At 41.6% G+C, this 17,234-nt stretch carries 15 protein-coding genes; 5 read left to right on the forward strand and 10 right to left on the reverse strand.

Annotated features, from left to right (window positions below; all coding sequences use genetic code 11):
- The first annotated feature begins 2 nt into the window (after positions 1-2).
- From C3B73_RS01180 to mltG, 5 genes are all read left to right on the forward strand, one after another.
- Positions 3-209, forward strand: a complete 207-nt coding sequence (locus C3B73_RS01180) for a DUF2752 domain-containing protein (protein ID WP_232802904.1) — start codon at positions 3-5, stop codon at positions 207-209.
- A complete protein-coding gene (locus tag C3B73_RS01185; protein ID WP_103663805.1) occupies positions 202-546 on the forward strand; it encodes a TM2 domain-containing protein in 345 nt (114 codons plus the stop codon). The genes C3B73_RS01180 and C3B73_RS01185 overlap by 8 nt, the downstream gene beginning before the upstream one ends.
- Complete coding sequence (locus C3B73_RS01190; RefSeq protein ID WP_232802906.1) at positions 546-1,085, forward strand: HD domain-containing protein; 540 nt, start codon at positions 546-548, stop codon at positions 1,083-1,085. The genes C3B73_RS01185 and C3B73_RS01190 overlap by 1 nt, the downstream gene beginning before the upstream one ends.
- A gap of 73 nt (positions 1,086-1,158) precedes the next feature.
- A complete protein-coding gene (locus C3B73_RS01195; protein WP_157939383.1) occupies positions 1,159-2,427 on the forward strand; it encodes a BamA/TamA family outer membrane protein in 1,269 nt (422 codons plus the stop codon).
- Positions 2,428-2,731: 304 nt separating this feature from the next.
- On the forward strand, positions 2,732-3,715 hold the full coding sequence (gene mltG, locus C3B73_RS01200) for an endolytic transglycosylase MltG (protein WP_232802907.1): 984 nt from the start codon (positions 2,732-2,734) through the stop codon (positions 3,713-3,715).
- 30 nt (positions 3,716-3,745) lie between these two features.
- Here the strand turns inward: mltG and C3B73_RS01205 are convergent, their stop codons facing one another.
- From C3B73_RS01205 to C3B73_RS01250, 10 genes are all read right to left on the reverse strand, one after another.
- A complete protein-coding gene (locus C3B73_RS01205; RefSeq protein ID WP_157939384.1) occupies positions 3,746-5,446 on the reverse strand; it encodes an ABC transporter substrate-binding protein in 1,701 nt (566 codons plus the stop codon).
- A gap of 66 nt (positions 5,447-5,512) precedes the next feature.
- Entirely contained in the window at positions 5,513-7,063 is a 1,551-nt protein-coding gene (gene guaA / locus C3B73_RS01210; RefSeq protein WP_103663809.1) for a glutamine-hydrolyzing GMP synthase, read from the reverse strand.
- Between the two features lie 20 nt (positions 7,064-7,083).
- Positions 7,084-7,464 (reverse strand): glycine cleavage system protein GcvH, encoded by a 381-nt coding sequence (gene gcvH, locus C3B73_RS01215; protein ID WP_103663810.1) that lies wholly within the window; start codon positions 7,462-7,464, stop codon positions 7,084-7,086.
- Position 7,465: 1 nt separating this feature from the next.
- On the reverse strand, positions 7,466-8,818 hold the full coding sequence (gene accC / locus C3B73_RS01220; protein ID WP_103663811.1) for an acetyl-CoA carboxylase biotin carboxylase subunit: 1,353 nt from the start codon (positions 8,816-8,818) through the stop codon (positions 7,466-7,468).
- Positions 8,819-8,828: 10 nt separating this feature from the next.
- Positions 8,829-9,302, reverse strand: coding sequence for an acetyl-CoA carboxylase biotin carboxyl carrier protein (gene accB / locus C3B73_RS01225; RefSeq protein ID WP_103663812.1), 474 nt, complete (start codon positions 9,300-9,302; stop codon positions 8,829-8,831).
- Positions 9,303-9,310: 8 nt separating this feature from the next.
- Positions 9,311-9,880 (reverse strand): elongation factor P, encoded by a 570-nt coding sequence (gene efp, locus C3B73_RS01230; protein ID WP_103663813.1) that lies wholly within the window; start codon positions 9,878-9,880, stop codon positions 9,311-9,313.
- 68 nt (positions 9,881-9,948) lie between these two features.
- Entirely contained in the window at positions 9,949-11,295 is a 1,347-nt protein-coding gene (locus C3B73_RS01235) for a sodium-dependent transporter (protein WP_103663814.1), read from the reverse strand.
- Positions 11,296-11,342: 47 nt separating this feature from the next.
- Entirely contained in the window at positions 11,343-13,364 is a 2,022-nt protein-coding gene (locus C3B73_RS01240; RefSeq protein WP_103663815.1) for an alpha-amylase family glycosyl hydrolase, read from the reverse strand.
- The gene (gene metG, locus C3B73_RS01245) at positions 13,364-15,397 is read right to left on the reverse strand and encodes a methionine--tRNA ligase (RefSeq protein WP_103663816.1); all 2,034 of its coding nucleotides are present in this window, start codon (positions 15,395-15,397) and stop codon (positions 13,364-13,366) included. The genes C3B73_RS01240 and metG overlap by 1 nt, the downstream gene beginning before the upstream one ends.
- Positions 15,398-15,496: 99 nt before the next feature.
- On the reverse strand, positions 15,497-17,230 hold the full coding sequence (locus C3B73_RS01250; protein ID WP_103663817.1) for a SulP family inorganic anion transporter: 1,734 nt from the start codon (positions 17,228-17,230) through the stop codon (positions 15,497-15,499).
- Positions 17,231-17,234: the final 4 nt, after the last annotated feature.

A 17,234-nucleotide genomic window follows, 5' to 3' on the forward strand; every position in this document is an offset into this window, starting at 1 on the left:
GTATGTTTGATCTTATAGGGTTGGAATATTGCCCGGGTGAAGGCTTGGGGCACTCCATATCTTATACCTTCAGGGGAGATTTTACTGCTGCTTTGGAATCTCATTTAGCCGGACCGCTTGCAGTCGTGGTTCTGGGTTTAAGAATTTTATATATCTGGAAAGAAATGATCACATCTCAATTAACGGAAAAGAAGGAACAACATGGCTAATATATTAGATCACTTACCTGAACTCGAAGGCGACGAATCTTTATACGTAGGTAAAATGCTGAATCAGTTGAATGAGGATGAAGCAGAAAAGTTTGCTAATGTTTATCGAAGCAGGCGTAAAGACCCTCAAACTATCCTGATTACCTGTCTGCTGGGTTTCTTTTTAATAGCAGGAGTGCACCGTTTGATACTCAATCAGATCGGAATGGGGATATTGTACATCTTAACCGGAGGACTTTGTGTGATAGGTACGATCGTAGATCTGATCAATTATAAGGATCTTACTTTTCAATACAACCGGAATGTAGCTAAGGAAGTCCACTCATACATAAAATAATGATGAACAGACAAGATTCGATCAACTTACTAAAGCAGTACATAGATAATGAAAATCTTATAAATCACTGTGAAATGGTAGCACAGGCTATGGAAGCTTATGCACGCCATCTTGAGAAGGCACAAGAAGAGGTTGAACATTGGTGGGAAGCCGGGTTACTGCATGACATCGATTGGGAGAAATTCCCTGATGAACATCCAAATAAAGCAGTTGATGAGATCTTACCTGATCACGGTTATGCTGAAGAGGTGATAGATGCCGTAAAAGCCCATGCACCGGAAAGAACCGGTAAACACCCTGAATCTGAAATAGAACGCTATCTTTTTGCCTGCGATGAACTCTCCGGTTTTATGAATGCAGTATCACTGATGAGGCCCAATGCGTTTGATGACATGAAAGTAAAATCGGTCACTAAAAAGCTAAAAGACTCAAAATTTGCTGCTAATGTACCGAGAGAGGACATCAGGAAGGGGGCTGAATTGATTGGAGTGGAGCTCAGGGAGCATATACAGTTCCTGATCAATGTTTTTAAAGCATGATTATGTGATTTTTATTATCCTATTAGGGTATTATTTATTCGGAGAGGTACAAACATCAACAAAACAGGATAATATGAAAGTAATATACTATGCAGTTATCATAATTTTGAGCTATTCAATTAGCGTTGATGCCCAGCATTTAGAGAACAAACTTCATTACTCTGTAGATCTGTATGAAGGTTTAGACAAAGACTTCTACACAGAAAGTAACTTTGGCGTTAAAAACCCTATTTACTCCGCTTTTCCTGTCAACTCCATGCTGCGTTACAATCGCGTGGATGGATTATTTATTGGGTATCAGGAAGACAAAATGGATTGGAATAATTCTAATTTCCTGAATGTAGAAAATGTCGATCTGCATGGATTGATAGGCTTTTCTACCGCCTTGGGTAACCTTCAGTATTCACTGGGTGCAGAAAAAAGTATTGGAAACGACCGCAAGTGGTGGCTGATAGGCGGTGAGTTATATCAAACCACTTCAACTGAAGATTATTGGCGTACTGGAATTTTTGAAAACTCTGTTACATCATTTTTCACCGGATTCGATTACATGGATTACCAGCAAAGTGATGGATTTGGTTTCTATACGATGTTGAAACCATTGAGAAATGTTGAGTTAGGTCTCGCTTACAACAACCAAACCGTAAGCACTTTAGAACAACACACCGAGTTCTCAATATTCAGTCGCTATTCTGACTGGAGACCAAATCCTGCTATTGATTCCCAGTTTGATCAGATCGGGCTACAGAATCTTACTGTTGGAGTTACATTCAATCCATATGGAATCAGAAGTAACTCGGCCCTTCAAACCACACTTTCAGCAAAAGCTGAACTGGCAAACATAGAAGGATTCAATAATGATTTTCGGTACAATTCCTATCAGGCAGAAGCCAAATCATTTCTTCGATTGGATAAAAGTACCATGCTTAAATGGCGGGTGATGGCCGGTAGTATTACAGGAGTAGCCCCTGATTACAAAAATTTTGCTTTAGGAGGCATTGGCAGTTTAAGAGCCTTTGGCTATAAAATGATGAAGGGTAATCAAATGCTGTTAAGTAATATTGAACTCGAATTTGGCAGCAGCAGGGATCACGGAAATCGATGGCCGGATCTGAGTAACACCACGATCTCAATTTTTATGGATTCCGGTTATTCCAACTATAATAGTAGATTAGAAATGTCTGATGATCCCTTAGGTCATTACAACATTTCATTTGGTGATCTCTCTCATAATGTAGGTATGGGATTGGGATTAGGTTTTATCAAACTTGAAGTTGCAAAACCGATCTCCGGTGTGGGAGGCCAAAGTGTATTTTGGCTCCGTTTAAATCCAACATTTTAGGAACAAGTTCTTATATCAAGAATAAAAAACCCGGATCGTTCAAGACCCGGGTTTTTTTCTTTAGGGCATTTGGTGCTTTTGCAGCATCCAAAAGCTCTTTTGCTCTTCCCGTGCCTGTACGACTACTGAATACTTTTGTTACATTTTGTGTTTATGGGATCGTATCGAATTTTATTTAACACGGTATTATCAATATGTACACTGTTTCTTATCTTACCGTATGAATATTCAACAACTAACATCTATAAGCAGGGCGGAGTTAATAACCGCCATTGTAGCATTTCTACTTGTCCTAATATTGGTAATGACCTCCAGACTAAACAGGTTGTCAGGTAATGATGCTATAGTATTCCCTGTAGAAACTGAGCTCACATTCAATCAGCTTTCAGGTTTGGATGAGTTAGAAGTAAAATTGGATTCAATTGGTGTGAATTACGGGTCAGAGGAACTTAGGTGGGCGGCTACTTTACTTGGATGGCGAAAATATCAAAGAGGCAGTTATAAATTTGAAGGTGCACTGAGTTATAATGCTTTTCTCTCTAAAATGACCAGGGGAATTCAGGATCCGGTAGAAATTACAATCCTTCCCGGTACTACCATCGATCGGGTTTCGGCGTCAATAGCCAACAGACTTCATTTTGAGGAAGAGGACCTTTTAACCTTATTCTCTGATTCTACTTTTCTAAGTTCAAAAGATCTGTCGAAAGAACAACTATTTGGCAGAATGTTACCGGACACATATTTAACCTACTGGACCCGGTCTCCAAAAGAAATTGTCAATCAGATATTGAGAGAATTTGATAAAAGAGTTATTGACCAACATGAAGGTCGATTTCAGGAGTTAGATTACACTCCGGATGAGATCGTTACCCTGGCATCTATTGTAGAATGGGAAGCAAAGATCAGTGAGGAAAAACCTGTGATCAGTGGACTATATTGGAATCGTCTGAACCGAGGAATGTTACTGCAAGCCGATCCAACCGTTAATTATGCATTGGGAGAGAGAAGAAGGCTTTTATTTGAAGATTATGAATTTGACCATCCATTTAACACCTATGTTAACAAAGGTTTACCGCCCGGACCAATAACGAACCCCAGTTTGAGTACCATAGAGGCTACTTTGTATCCACAAGATCATGATTATCTATATATGGTGGCCAATCCTGAAGGAGGCCATGTGTTCACTAAAACATTCAGAGAGCATCAGAGAGAAAGTGAAAAATGGAGAATTTGGCTGAGGGAACAATACCGTATAAAACGGCAGCAAGAGGCTTTACAAAGTAATTAATTAGTAAGCTAACTTAGAATTTGCTCTTGGTTAGTTACTGTTGCTTAGTCTTTTGATCTTCACATTTTGATTAATACGTGAACCGTCAAAGCTTACCCGGTTAATAAGCCCTCTGTAGTTATTTAGTGATTTTAAACCTTCTTTTAAGTATTCAGGGTTTTGAACTCTTTGAAGACTTTCAAGCAGAACTGAAGCAGCGTCATAACCAATGTAGGCAAACTGATTGGGTTGAGACTCAAATCTTAATCGAAATTCACTTTCAAAGTCATTCACCATTGAATTGGTGGAATCTATTTCAAATGATTTTGTGTAATAAACATTCGTTTCAGGAAGTCGGCCGGAATTGATGTTAGCAGTTTCCCATTCTTCAGAACCTAATATGGACATTTCGCTACCCATAGCCTCAAGATTTGTGATCAGAGAGCTCATCAGAGTCTGTGCAATATTTCCGGTAAATGGAGCATAAACGGCATCTATGTTGTAGTTAAATACTGTATCAACTTCAGGGTCAAAATATTTAACATATTCACTGATATCATATCCTTCTGAGGCGAGGTCCTCCACATAAAATCGAACCACTTCTCCACCAAGATTTCTGACTTCATCTAAAAATGCATAAGCTGAGGCTTCACCCAGAGAGCCTTTCTCTGCTAAGACAGCCAAGGTATCATATCGCAGTGTTTGGATGGCGTAACGAGCCATTTCTTGTCCCTGAATAGCAAAGGTAGGGTTTAACTGGAAGGTGTAATTAAGATCGAGGTTGATGTTATCCGAATTTGCCAGAGGAGTGAGCAGCGGAGTTTCATACATCTCAGCATATTTTGAAAGTTCCAATGCAACTTCAGAGAATAATGGACCAATGATAGCATCGACTCCATGATTCCATATCAGATCATTAGCGATAAAAGCGGCATTCTCTACGTCAGCATCAGTATTTCGATAGGTTAGGAATGCTTTTTGACGATTATTTTGTGAGTTAAAGCGTTCAACGGCTAATTGAATGCCAAAATATAAATGCTGAGTGATCTCAAATTCATCCGCTTCCATATCAAATTCGGGTAGTGCGACCCCAATATTGTATGATAATCCGGTAGGTGCCTGGGTGTATTTGTTTGGATTGTAACGTTGTGCGTAAGAAGCTGAATCTTTTAATACACTAAATACATTTTCATAATTACTGGAATCAGAAATCTGCACTGTATTGGTATAAGCTGTGTACAATGACTTGGCAGAAGGATAATCTACTATTCCAATGGCGGCATCAACCAGGTCAAAACGAATTTCATCATAGGATACCCCTTTAAAAGTCGAGAACCTTTGTTCAAGGGTTAGGTAATTAAGCAGATCCCGGTAAAAACTAAAGGCATCACGTTTTACACTTCCCTGAGTAGAAAATTGATTGATCTCGAACAGTGCATCAAGTGAAGCTGAAAAATTTTGAAGCTCAAAGTCAGCTAAGGCTTTAGTGTATTTAGCTTCGTAAAAGATCTCAGAAGTGATGTTTGTACTATCTACCTTATTTAAAACTTTTTTGGCTTTCAGGTAGTTATTTAAGGCAAAATATGATTTACCGGAAAATAGGTAGGAAGTAGGTTCTTCAATGGAGTCAAAGATGCGTAAAGCTTCTTCATAATTACCTTCTTCATAAAAATTAACCCCTGTTTGCAGGGATTGAGCGTTTGCTGTAACAATTAAAAAACAAAGAGTAAAAACCAGAGAGATACGTTTCATTATTTCCATTATTTTAGGGTACACTAAGTATTAACTTAAATGAGACCTATTTGTTCTCGAGTAATTTTATTCCCACTCAATGGTGGCAGGGGGCTTGGAACTTATGTCGTACACCACCCGATTTATTCCCTTGATCTCGTTGATGATTCGATTGGATACATGAGCTAAAAATTCATAAGGTAAGTGAGCCCAGTCAGCTGTCATACCATCCAGGCTGGTCACTGCCCGTAAGGCACAAGTGAACTCATAGGTTCTTTCATCGCCCATAACTCCTACACTTTGAACCGGCAGAAGTACGGCTAAAGCCTGCCATACCTCGTGATATAGATCCTGTTTTTTAAGTTCTTCGACAAAGATATAGTCAGCTTCACGAAGTAAGCTGAGTCGTTCTTTGGACAGATCTCCCAAAACTCTGATACCCAATCCCGGGCCCGGGAAGGGGTGTCGTTCAATAAAATGATCAGGAATCCCTAATGCACGACCAACGTTTCTGACTTCATCCTTGAATAATTCCCTAACCGGTTCAATCAGATCAAGTTTCATCTTTTCTGGAAGCCCGCCTACATTGTGGTGCGATTTAATGGTGGCAGATGGTCCCTTGAAAGAAACACTTTCGATCACATCCGGATAGAGGGTTCCCTGGGCGAGATATTTAAAGTCAGAGTCGTTTCCAATTTCCTTATCAAAAACATCAATGAAGGTGTTGCCAATGATCTTCCTTTTTTCTTCGGGATCAGATACACCCTCCAGTCTGGAAAGAAATAATTCGGAGGCATCTACACCACGAACTGGCAGGTGAAGGTCTCTAGTATAGAGATGCATGACCGACTCAAATTCATTCTTTCGAAGCAGTCCATTATCCACAAATACACATTCAAGCTGATCTCCAATGGCTTTGTGAATGAGTGTTGCCACCACAGTTGAATCAACACCCCCTGAGAGGCCACATAAAACTTTATTATCACCGACTTTTTCACGAATACTTTTGATCTGCTCGTCTATAAAAGACTCAGAGGTCCAGTCACCCTTAAGGTCACAAATGTTGTAAGCGAAATTCTGAAGTAATTGTTTTCCATGATCCGTATGGGCAACCTCTGGGTGGAATTGCACACCATATACATGATCTTCTTTATGACGAACAGCCGCTACTTTAGCATTAGAGGTATGGCCAATGATCTCGTAGGGTTCTGGCAGTTCATGGATGTGATCACCGTGACTCATCCATACCACGCTTTCATTCGGAATATCTTTTAAAAGGTCTTCCTGATTGTCGATCAACAGATTTGCGCGGCCGTATTCTCTTTTTTCAGCTTTCTCTACACTACCCGGAATTTCAGTATGAGCCAGGAGTTGCAAACCGTAGCAAATTCCAAGAATCGGAACATCCCAGCTTAGAATTTCAGTTTGAAGGGCAGGGGCGTCTTTGTCATTGACGCTTTTGGGGCCTCCAGATAGGATGATACCCCCGGGATGTGGTTCCCTGACAGTATCCAGATCCACATTAAATGGGTGGATCTCGCAGTAGATATTCAGCTCTCTAAGCCGACGTGCAATGAGTTGTGTAAATTGTGAACCGTAGTCAAGGATCAGGATCCATTCAGAATGTCGGCTATGCATGAAATCGGTTTATTAAATAATTAGGCGATAACCTCTTCGTATTCATCTGCAGTAAGAAGATCATCCAACTGATCAGGGTCTGATAGTTTGATCTTAACCATCCAGCCTTCACCATATGGATCGTCGTTAACCAACTCAGGCTCATCTTCTAAAGCTTCGTTGATTTCAGCGATCTCTCCATCAACAGGAGCATAAAGGTCAGATACTGTTTTTACGGCTTCAACGGTTCCAAATGTATCGTCCTGTGAAAACTCTGAACCCTCAGGTTCAAGTTCTACAAAAACGATATCGCCAAGTTCACCCTGCGCAAAATCAGTGATGCCAACTGTGACGGTTCCATCACCGTTGTCCTTTATCCATTCATGTTCTCTTGTATATTTTAAATCAGCCGGTATACTCATCTCAGTCTTTATTTGGTATGAATTTGAATTCTCTTTCCAGATATTTGGTATCGAAGGTTCCTTTTATAAAATTTTCGTCATCCATCAATTGAATATGGAAAGGGATGTTAGTCTTAATTCCTTCAATGATAAACTCTTTGAGGGCACGCTTCATCTTTTTAATGGCGTCTTCCCGGGTTGGAGCGCTTACGATCAATTTTGCGATCATTGAATCGTAATGCGGAGGAATTCTGTAGCCGGAATACGCATGGGTATCTAAACGAACGCCATGACCTCCCGGTGGGTGGAACACCGTAATTTCACCCGCAGAGGGCCTGAAATTATGCTCAGGATCTTCTGCATTGATACGGCATTCAATAGCGTGGTTTTCAAAGTTTAGAGGGTATTCATCGATCTTCTCGCCTGCTGCAACCCTGATCTGTTGTTCGATCAGGTCAATGCCGGTCACTTCTTCCGTTACAGGATGTTCTACCTGAATACGGGTGTTCATTTCCATGAAGTAGAAGTTGTGGTCATCATCCACAAGGAATTCCACGGTTCCGGCCCCTTCGTAATTTACTGCTTTTGCTGCATTTACAGCGGCAGTTCCCATTCTTTCACGTAATTCCTCGGTCATTAGTGGAGAGGGGGATTCTTCCAGAACTTTCTGATGACGACGCTGTAATGAACAATCACGTTCACCGTAGTGAACGGCTGTACCATGTTGGTCGGCCATGATCTGTATCTCAACGTGATGAGGGTTCAGGACAAACCGCTCAATATAAACAGCCGGATTATTGAAAGAAGTCTCGGCCTCTTGCCGACACATCTTATAATTTTTTTCAAGGTCTTTAGCCTCCATCACCATGCGCATACCACGTCCTCCGCCACCGGCAGATGCTTTGATGATCACCGGAAATCCGATCTCATCACATACTTTTTTGGCTTCTTCAAAGCTTTCAACAACACCATCACTACCAGGAACAACCGGAACGTCGTTGGCTATCATGGTTGCTTTTGCCACGGCCTTATCACCCATTTTACTGATCGACTCAGGGGAGGGGCCAATAAATTTGAGGTCATGTTCCCCGCAAATACGTGAGAATTCAGCATTTTCAGATAGAAATCCGTAACCGGGGTGAATAGCTTCTGCATTGGTGATCTCAGCTGCAGCCAGAATGCTTGGGATCTTCAGGTAACTGTCTTTACCTGCAGGTGGCCCAATACATACCGCTTCATCCGCAAATTTCACATGTAAGCTATCAGCATCGGCAGTGGAGTAAACAGCCACTGTTTTGATACCCATTTCCTGACACGTGCGAATGATACGCAGTGCAATTTCACCTCTGTTAGCGATCAGAATTTTGTTGAACATGAAAGCCGTTTTAGTCTTTTTTAATGATAAATAATGGCTGGTCAAACTCTACAGGTTGTCCGTCATCGACCAACACCTTTTGTACCGTACCACTGAACTCTGCTTCGATCTCATTCATGATCTTCATAGCTTCAACGATACATAATGTTTCCCCTTTGGAAATATGATCGCCAACTTTAACAAACGGATCAGAATCGGGTGAAGGGGACGTGTAGAAGGTTCCTACAATTGGGGACTTAACCGTATCACCTTCGGGTTGATCAGCTTTTTGTGCATCAGATGCTTCAGCAGCAGGGGCCGCTTGTTGAGCTTGCGGAGCAGCCGGCTGAACAGGAGCCTGCGGAGCCGGTTGAGAGTAGCTCACCTGCTGTACTTCGCCCTGTTTTTTAACTTTGATCTTGAAATCTCCTTCTTCAAGTGATACTTCATTTACATCACTTTCGGAGATGAGTTCTAATATGTTTTTTATAAGTTTTAAATCCATGATTCGTTTTATTTAGCTCGTTCTATATATTCGCCGGTTCTGGTGTCAACTTTGATCTTTTCATTTTCGTTGATAAAAAGTGGAACCTGAACAGTTGCACCCGATTCCAGGGTAGCCGGTTTACTTCCACCTTGAGCCGTGTCGCCACGTAACCCAGGATCGGTTTTTTCAACAGTTACCTCAATGTGGTCTTTAGGTTCCGCATAGAGAATAGATTCCTCATCAGCATTTACAACCACGGTGCAATTCTGACCTTCAACAAAATATCCTTTTCGCTCAACTTGTGAGGCGTTAACCGGAACTTGTTCATAGGTATCTGTATGCATGAGGTAGTATAGCTCGCCATCATTGTACAGATACTGGTAATCGCGAGTTTCAACCCGCACTGACTCAGCATTTTCACCTGATCGCCAGGTTTTATCAATATTCTTACCGTTCATGATCCCTTTTAGTTTGGTTCTTACAAACGCAGGACCCTTTCCGGGTTTAACATGCTGAAATTCAGTGATCGAGTACAGTTCACCGTCAAGATCCAGAACCATTCCGTTTCTGAAATCTGATGTAGATACTTTTGACATTCCTTAGATTCTCCTTAAATAAAAATTCATCCAAAAATAGCACCTGCCTCTTTGGATAACAAACCTGTTTAAATGAAATTAGATATCAAGTTATAAAGGATGGCAGCAGGACAGATAAATTTGATGAATATCGGCCAAACTTTTGAGAATAATGTCTGCTTGATGCCGGCATACCCGTATTCCATTTCGGTTAAGGCGCTATCAGTGGTCCAAACATAACCGACAAACAGACAGATAAGGAATCCACCTAATGGAAGTCCAATACTGCTGAACAGGTAATCGAACCAACCGATCATAACAGGGAAGAAGGCCACACAGATGGAAACTGCAAGAATTCCTAACCCAACGGACCAGGCAGCTTTTTTACGTTTCACCTCAAATTCATCGATCACGTAAGATACCGGCACTTCAAGAAGTGAAATGGTTGAGGTAAGTGCGGCAATACTCAACAAGAGGAAGAATGTTACACCAAGCAACATTCCAACCCCACCACCAATCGTGTGGAACAGGGCGGGCAAGATCTGAAATACCAGATCTGTACTTGAGGCCAATGAACCACCGGCGTTGATGTTAATACCCTGACTTTGAGCCAGGTACATGGCTGGCACGATCAGCAGACCGGCTAAAAATGCAATACCAACATCTGCAAGCGTTACAAAAGCAGCCGCTTGGGGAATATTTTCTTTTTTGTTCAGATAAGAGCCGTAGGTAATAAGGGCTCCCATACCTAGTGAGAGAGAGAAGAAGGCCTGACCCATGGCTGAGAAGATCAATTCAGCATTGATCTTTGAGAAATCCGGAAGGAGGTAAGTTCGAACACCTTCAGCACTTCCGGGCTGAAGCAATACATAGATAATCATTATCACGATGATACTAATGAGCAAAGGCATCATGGCTTTAGTTGCCCGTTCAATACCATCACTGACTCCACCGGTAATGATCTTGATAGTACCCAGCATAAACAGGGTGGCAATCAATGCGTTTTTGAATCCGTTTCCGGTATCCGTTAACCAGTCAGCTGCAGCTGCCCATCCGAAGTAGTAAAAGATCTCTTCGAAGGCAAAACCAAATGCCCAGCCAGCAATAACGGTGTAGAAGGAAAGGATCATCACTCCACATATAACACCCCACAAACCTACCAATGGGAAGAATTTGTTTGAGGTAATAGCTTTGAATGCTCCAACAGGATTTTTTCCTGACTTACGGCCAATGGCAATTTCTGCTGCCATTACCGGAAAACCAATGGCAAACGTACAAAGCAGGTAAATAATCAGATAGGCAGCGCCACCTTGAGTGGCTACTTTAGTTGGGAAGGCCCAAATGTTACCTAAACCCACAGCCGAACCCGCCGCAGCGAGTATAAAGCCAAGTTTTGAATTCCAAGAACCTCTGTCAGTGGTGGTTGTTCCAGCCAAGTGTATTCCTCCTTAGGATGTTATTTGTTTAGACGGCGTAAAATATTTTAAGCTTTACTCACACGCAACTTTCTTAAAATAATTCCGGAGCTTGCAGGCACATTATACTTAGTTTTAACGCTTTTTAAAGTTTTTATACCTGAATGCTGATCATCTGCGACTATTTCCCAATAACCTTCCGGTAGTATGATCTCATAGTCCTGCTCCAAACTTGCGTTCAATGATACAAAGTAATTATACATATCACCTGAACTTTTTCCGTCAATTGAGAACGTGATATGTAAGGGGTCGTTATAAACCTTGAAATGAATGTCTTCAGGATTTGATCTCCTGAACGCAGGTGCGTTTAAACGAAGTTTTATTAACCCTTTATAATAATTAAATAAGGATTGATTGATCTGAATTTCGTTGAAATTAAGCCAATTGGTACGATCATCCTTGTTGTATGTGTCTCGATCAATCTTACCCTTTTGTGAGTCAATATTCTTGGGATCACGAATGATCTTTGAGCGAGCCCATTCTTGTCCCGCATGCATCATTGTTATACCCTGAGAAACAAATAAAACCAAGGCAGCAAGTTTTGCAATAGACTCTTCCTGAGTATTCAGGTCTGCTATGTGGCTCACATCTTCAAAGACTTTGTCAGCCTTTTCAGGGTCTAAGGCAATGCGGATATAATCTCCCAGGGTGTATCCATCATGACTTTCCAGGTAGTTTACTGAATGACCTGAATGGTGGAATAATCCATTTTCGCCTGATCTGAGGGTTCCGCGTATCAAGTTTTCCAGACCAAATCTTGTGTTATGGCCCGTGTTTCCAAATATCAGTCCTTTATCTTCCTTCGGATTATACCCTTTTATAGTATTTCTGAACCGATCATTCCAGGATGACCAACCATGATCAGAGAAACCATCAGGCTTATATTCTTTGCCCCAGGGTTCAGCAATGAGTAAAACATTTGGATTGATCTTATGTGCTTCTTCCCTGATCAGATCTACCGTTTCCCAATCTATGATACCGGCCAGGTCAAAACGAAAACCATCAATGTGGTACTCTTTCATCCAATATTTGATAGATTCTACGATCAATTCACGTGAATACCTGGCTGTCGTATCAATATCATTACCGGTCCAGCTATCGTTGGTGAAGTTACCGCTGTCATCTAAACTGAAATAATGATCCTTTGCAGTGTATTTGAGAGGGTTGAGGTCATAGTGAGAAGCATGATTATATACCACATCCATCAGAACTGTGATATTTTCTTTGTGAAGTGCTTTTACCAGTTCTTTAAGTTCATGTTCTGCGGTAACCGTACTTCCATTCACCTTATTTAATTCTAAGGTAGCATCAGAGGCATAGACCGTTTCAGGGGCAAAATGAAAGGAGGTCATGTACCCCCAGTAATTGATGGAATATGGATTCCAAACATTCTTGATCCCGTTTGGAACCGTTTCATTGAAAGGGGGTTCGAAATAGGCAAACTTTTGAAGAGGTAAAAACTCTACTGCATTTACTCCCAGTCTTTTAAGGTGACTGACACCCCCAACTTCAGCTTCCCGGAAATCGTTGTAAATCCCATTAACTTTGGTTTTTGCTGAACTATGTGCCACAAGATCCTTGATGTGTGTCTCGTATATGATAAGATCCCTGGGGTCTTCGGGTACAACAAAGGTGTCATCTTCCCAGTCAAATTCAGTGGGATTACAGATCCTGGTTTTTGGATATTGTAGGTAATGGTTCCTGGTTGTTACATGCCTGCTTCGGGGATCCGCGATAAATTCATCAGTAGAAAGAAAGAAATGGTCATGAACCGGTCCCTGAATTTTGTAGGCATACCAATGATCCGGGAACACATCCTGAATAAGGCAACTCCAGACACCTTCATGGTTCTTTTCCATGACGAAGCTTAATCCCTCTTCATCCTCATACTGTTCGAAGATCACCACTTCGACAAAATGAGCCTTTGGCGAAAACAACCTGAACAGGGTATTCTTATCTGATACAGTACATCCCAGGGGATAATCCTCTATTCCCGATATACTGCATTGCTGATGTGAATTATTAGGCATTAAGTAATGGGGCTACCCGGTTCTGCATCGGTTTCAACAAATTTGAGGGAACCATCCGGATTTTCTGCCATAAGGATCATGCCTTTACTCTCAACACCCATAAGTTTTTTGGGAGCCAGATTAGCTACGACGCTTACTTTTTGTCCTGCCAGTTCATCTGCTTCAAAATATTTTGAGATACCTGATACGATCGTTCTCTGCTCTATACCGATGTCCACTTTGATCTCCAGAAGCTTGGTGGATTTTTCGATCTTTTTAGCAGAAATGATCTTACCGGCACGCAGGTCCAGCTTCATGAAATCACCAAACTCGATATTGTCTTTAAGTTCAGGTACATCAGGGGTTGGATCTGCTTCTTTGGCTTTGTCGTGCAGTTTTTGGATTTGTTCTTCGATGATATCGTCCTCAATTTTTTCAAATAGTATGTCGCCCTGTATCACTGAATCACCGACCTTCAGCATGTTGTTTGAGATATCATTCCATGTAAAAGAATCGGATATCCCAAGCTGAGATCTCAGTTGTTTCATTTTATCTGGGAGTATTGGGTCAAACAGGCAGGAGAGAGCTGCGCTGATCTGTAAACTCACATGAAGCGTGTTACCCGCTTTTATGGGTTCGGTCTTTCGGGTTTTCCAGGGTTCTGTTTCTGTGAAATAGCGGTTTCCAATACGGGCCAGGTTCATGGTCTCTGAGATCGCTTCCTTAAAACGGAAATTCTCGTAAGCCTGGGTGACCTTTTCTTTCTGATCTTCAATAGCTTTTAATGCTTCCAGGTCAATATCTGATGGTTCCACTAACTCCGGAACCTTGCCTTCCACATAATTGACGGTAAATGAAAGTGAGCGATTTGTGAAGTTTCCTAACACATCTGCAAGCTCTGTATTGATGTGCATCTGGAAGTCTTTCCATGAAAAATCAGAGTCTTTAGATTCCGGCAGGGTCGTTCCAAGGGCATAACGAAGAAGGTCAGGTTCAAAATCCTCAAGATACTCGTGCAGCCACACAGCCCATCCGCGTGAAGTGGATAGTTTTTTACCCTCAAGATTTAAAAACTCATTTGCGGGAACATTTTTTGGCAGCACATATCCACCATGTTCCATTAATACAATGGGGAACATGATACAGTGAAACACGATGTTATCCTTTCCAATAAAATGATATAACTCGGTCTCCTCATTTTGCCAGTAATCTTTCCAAAGATCCGGATTCCCCTGTTTCTGAGCCCATTCTTTAGTGGCTGAAACGTAACCGATAGGGGCATCAAACCATACGTAGAGTACTTTACCCTTGGCTTCTTCAAGTGGAACAGGTACGCCCCAGCTAAGATCCCGGGTTGCAGCCCTATCTGCCAGTCCATCGGTGAGCCAGCTTTTGACCTGACCCATTACATTGGGTTTCCAGTTTTCACGGGTATCCAGCCATTTCTCGAGTTTTGGCTGTACATCACCCAACGGCATATACCAATGTTCCGTTTTTTTGAGTTCCGGTTTTTCACCGCTAAGGGCGCTGAAGGGATCGATCAATTCGGTAGGGGAAAGTGAGGTACCGCATTTCTCACACTGATCTCCATAGGCTTCTTCATATCCACAATTCGGGCAGGTTCCTTTTACATAACGATCTGGGAGGAACATGTCTGCCTTTGGATCATAGAGCTGCTCTTCGGTCTTTTTCTTGAAGAACCCTTTATTATTTAGGGTGGTGAAGAATTCCTGTGAGGTCTCATGGTGTACTTTTGAGCTGGTACGCCCATAGTAATCGAAAGAGATCCCGAAGTCCTCGAATACTTTCTTGTTCATTCCATGGTATCTATCCACAATATCCTGAGGAGATACGCCTTCTTTTTCAGCGGCGATTGTTATAGGAACGCCATGCTCATCGGATCCACAAATAAATGCCACGTCGGCATCAGTACGTCGTTTGTATCGGACATAAAAATCCGGTGTAAGGTAAGCTCCTGCAAGGTGACCAAGGTGAATAGGACCGTTTGCATAGGGAAGGGCAGAAGTAACAAGAATTCGTTTTTTATTGGGCATTAGAGTGAGTTAGTCTGTTTTTTGTCGAAGATAAGAAATGAATGCCTCAATTTTTAAAACGAACCTTTAAAAATTAAAGTAGTAACAGAAGTTTGCAGGTCAGGCACAAAACTTGTTGTATTCTTCCAGTCGATGACCTCCATCTTCCGAATCAAGTTTTTTGAGAGCTGCTTTCACTCCGTCATGAACCGTATTGTGGAACCGATTTGATTTAACAAAGGTGCTGATATCAGACTTTCGGATCACATCCCGAACCGGTCCGATCAAGCCTGAAATGTATAGTTCAATTCCTTGTTTGTTGAGCGTTTCGATAATCATTAACAAAGAATCCATAGCCGAAATATCAAGGTCACCAATTGTGGTTCCATCAATGATCACGTATTTGGGTGCCTCAGATCCGTTCATGCTTTTTTCAAGTATATAGTTTTTGAAGAACTCCGCATTAACGAAAGAGAAGGGGGCATCCACTCTAAGAATTAAAATGCCGGGAATGGTTTTAACCTCAGAAAATCGTTCTTTGTTCTTAAAATCACGTGTTTCTGGCATCAGTCCAAGTTCAGCAACGGTTGGTTTACTCATCTTTAGGAGTAATGCCAGAACGGATGAAACCAAACCAATTATGATACCTTCCTGAATACCAATCGCCAAGACACTTATGAAAGTGATCAATGCCACGAGTGCATCTCTGCGTTTAGTATTGACTAGGAATTTAAGCTCTTTGATATCAATGAGTCCACTTACTGATACTACTATGATGGCACCCAGTAAAGGTTCAGGTAAGATCTCAAATAAAGGCGTTAGAAAAAGCAGCGTAAACAGGATCAATATTCCTGCAAACACATTGTTCAGTGAGGTTTTTGCTCCGGCTTGTTCGGCAATGGCAGAGCGGGTAAAACTGGAAGAAACCGGCAGGGATTGAAATAAACTTCCGGCAATGTTACTGGCACCCACAGCAATTAGCTCCTGATTAGGATTGACCGTGTAACCATGTTTTCTGGCAAATGATTTGGATAATGAAGCCACTGTCATGAATTGTATAAGGGCCAGGGTAAATGCATTCGATGCTATCTTCCTGATCGATTCCATATCGAATTTTGGCAGGGCAAATTCCGGCAAGCCAACCGGTATGGCCCCAACTTGATCAATCCCCCATTGGGAGATACTTATAAATGAAACCACAATGATGGTAATAGTTACGAGAATGACTGACTCAGGCAGTTTAGCATAATACTTTCTCATAAGTAACAGAAAGAGAATAAAGAACACTGACAGACCAAATGATGGAAAATGAATATTACCGAGTTGGTCCCAAACATCCATGATCATTACATGAATGAATTGTGAGTTCTGTACATCTATATTGAGCAGTGTTCCCATTTGGCTGGCTATTATAATAACAGGAGCGGCAATGGTGAATCCGGAAATGACCGGCCGGGAGAATAAGTTGAAAACAAAACCAAGCTTCATAAATCCCATCAAAACCTGAAAGGTACCGGTCATGACAGCTATAAGGATGGCAAAAGTGACTTTTTCGGTTGAATCACTTCCTACTAAAAACCCGAGGCCGGCAGCAAGAATCAACATATCTATGGCAACAGGTCCAATTGAAATGTGTCTGGAGGTTCCAAAAAATGGATACACAAATAATGGGATCAGTCCGGCATATAGTCCATAGATCGGGGGCAGCCCTGCAATTACAGCATAGGCCATTCCCTGAGGTATAAGAACAACCCCAACCGTTGAGCCTGAGATCAGATCAGCTTTAAATTTTGACAGATCATAATTTCTGAGTACTTCCAGAATGGGTAAATATTTAAACAGAAAGTTGTGCATTTGT

The organism is Gracilimonas amylolytica (genome assembly GCF_002911695.1).
In the GTDB taxonomy this organism is placed as follows: Bacteria; Bacteroidota; Rhodothermia; order Balneolales; family Balneolaceae; genus Gracilimonas; species Gracilimonas amylolytica.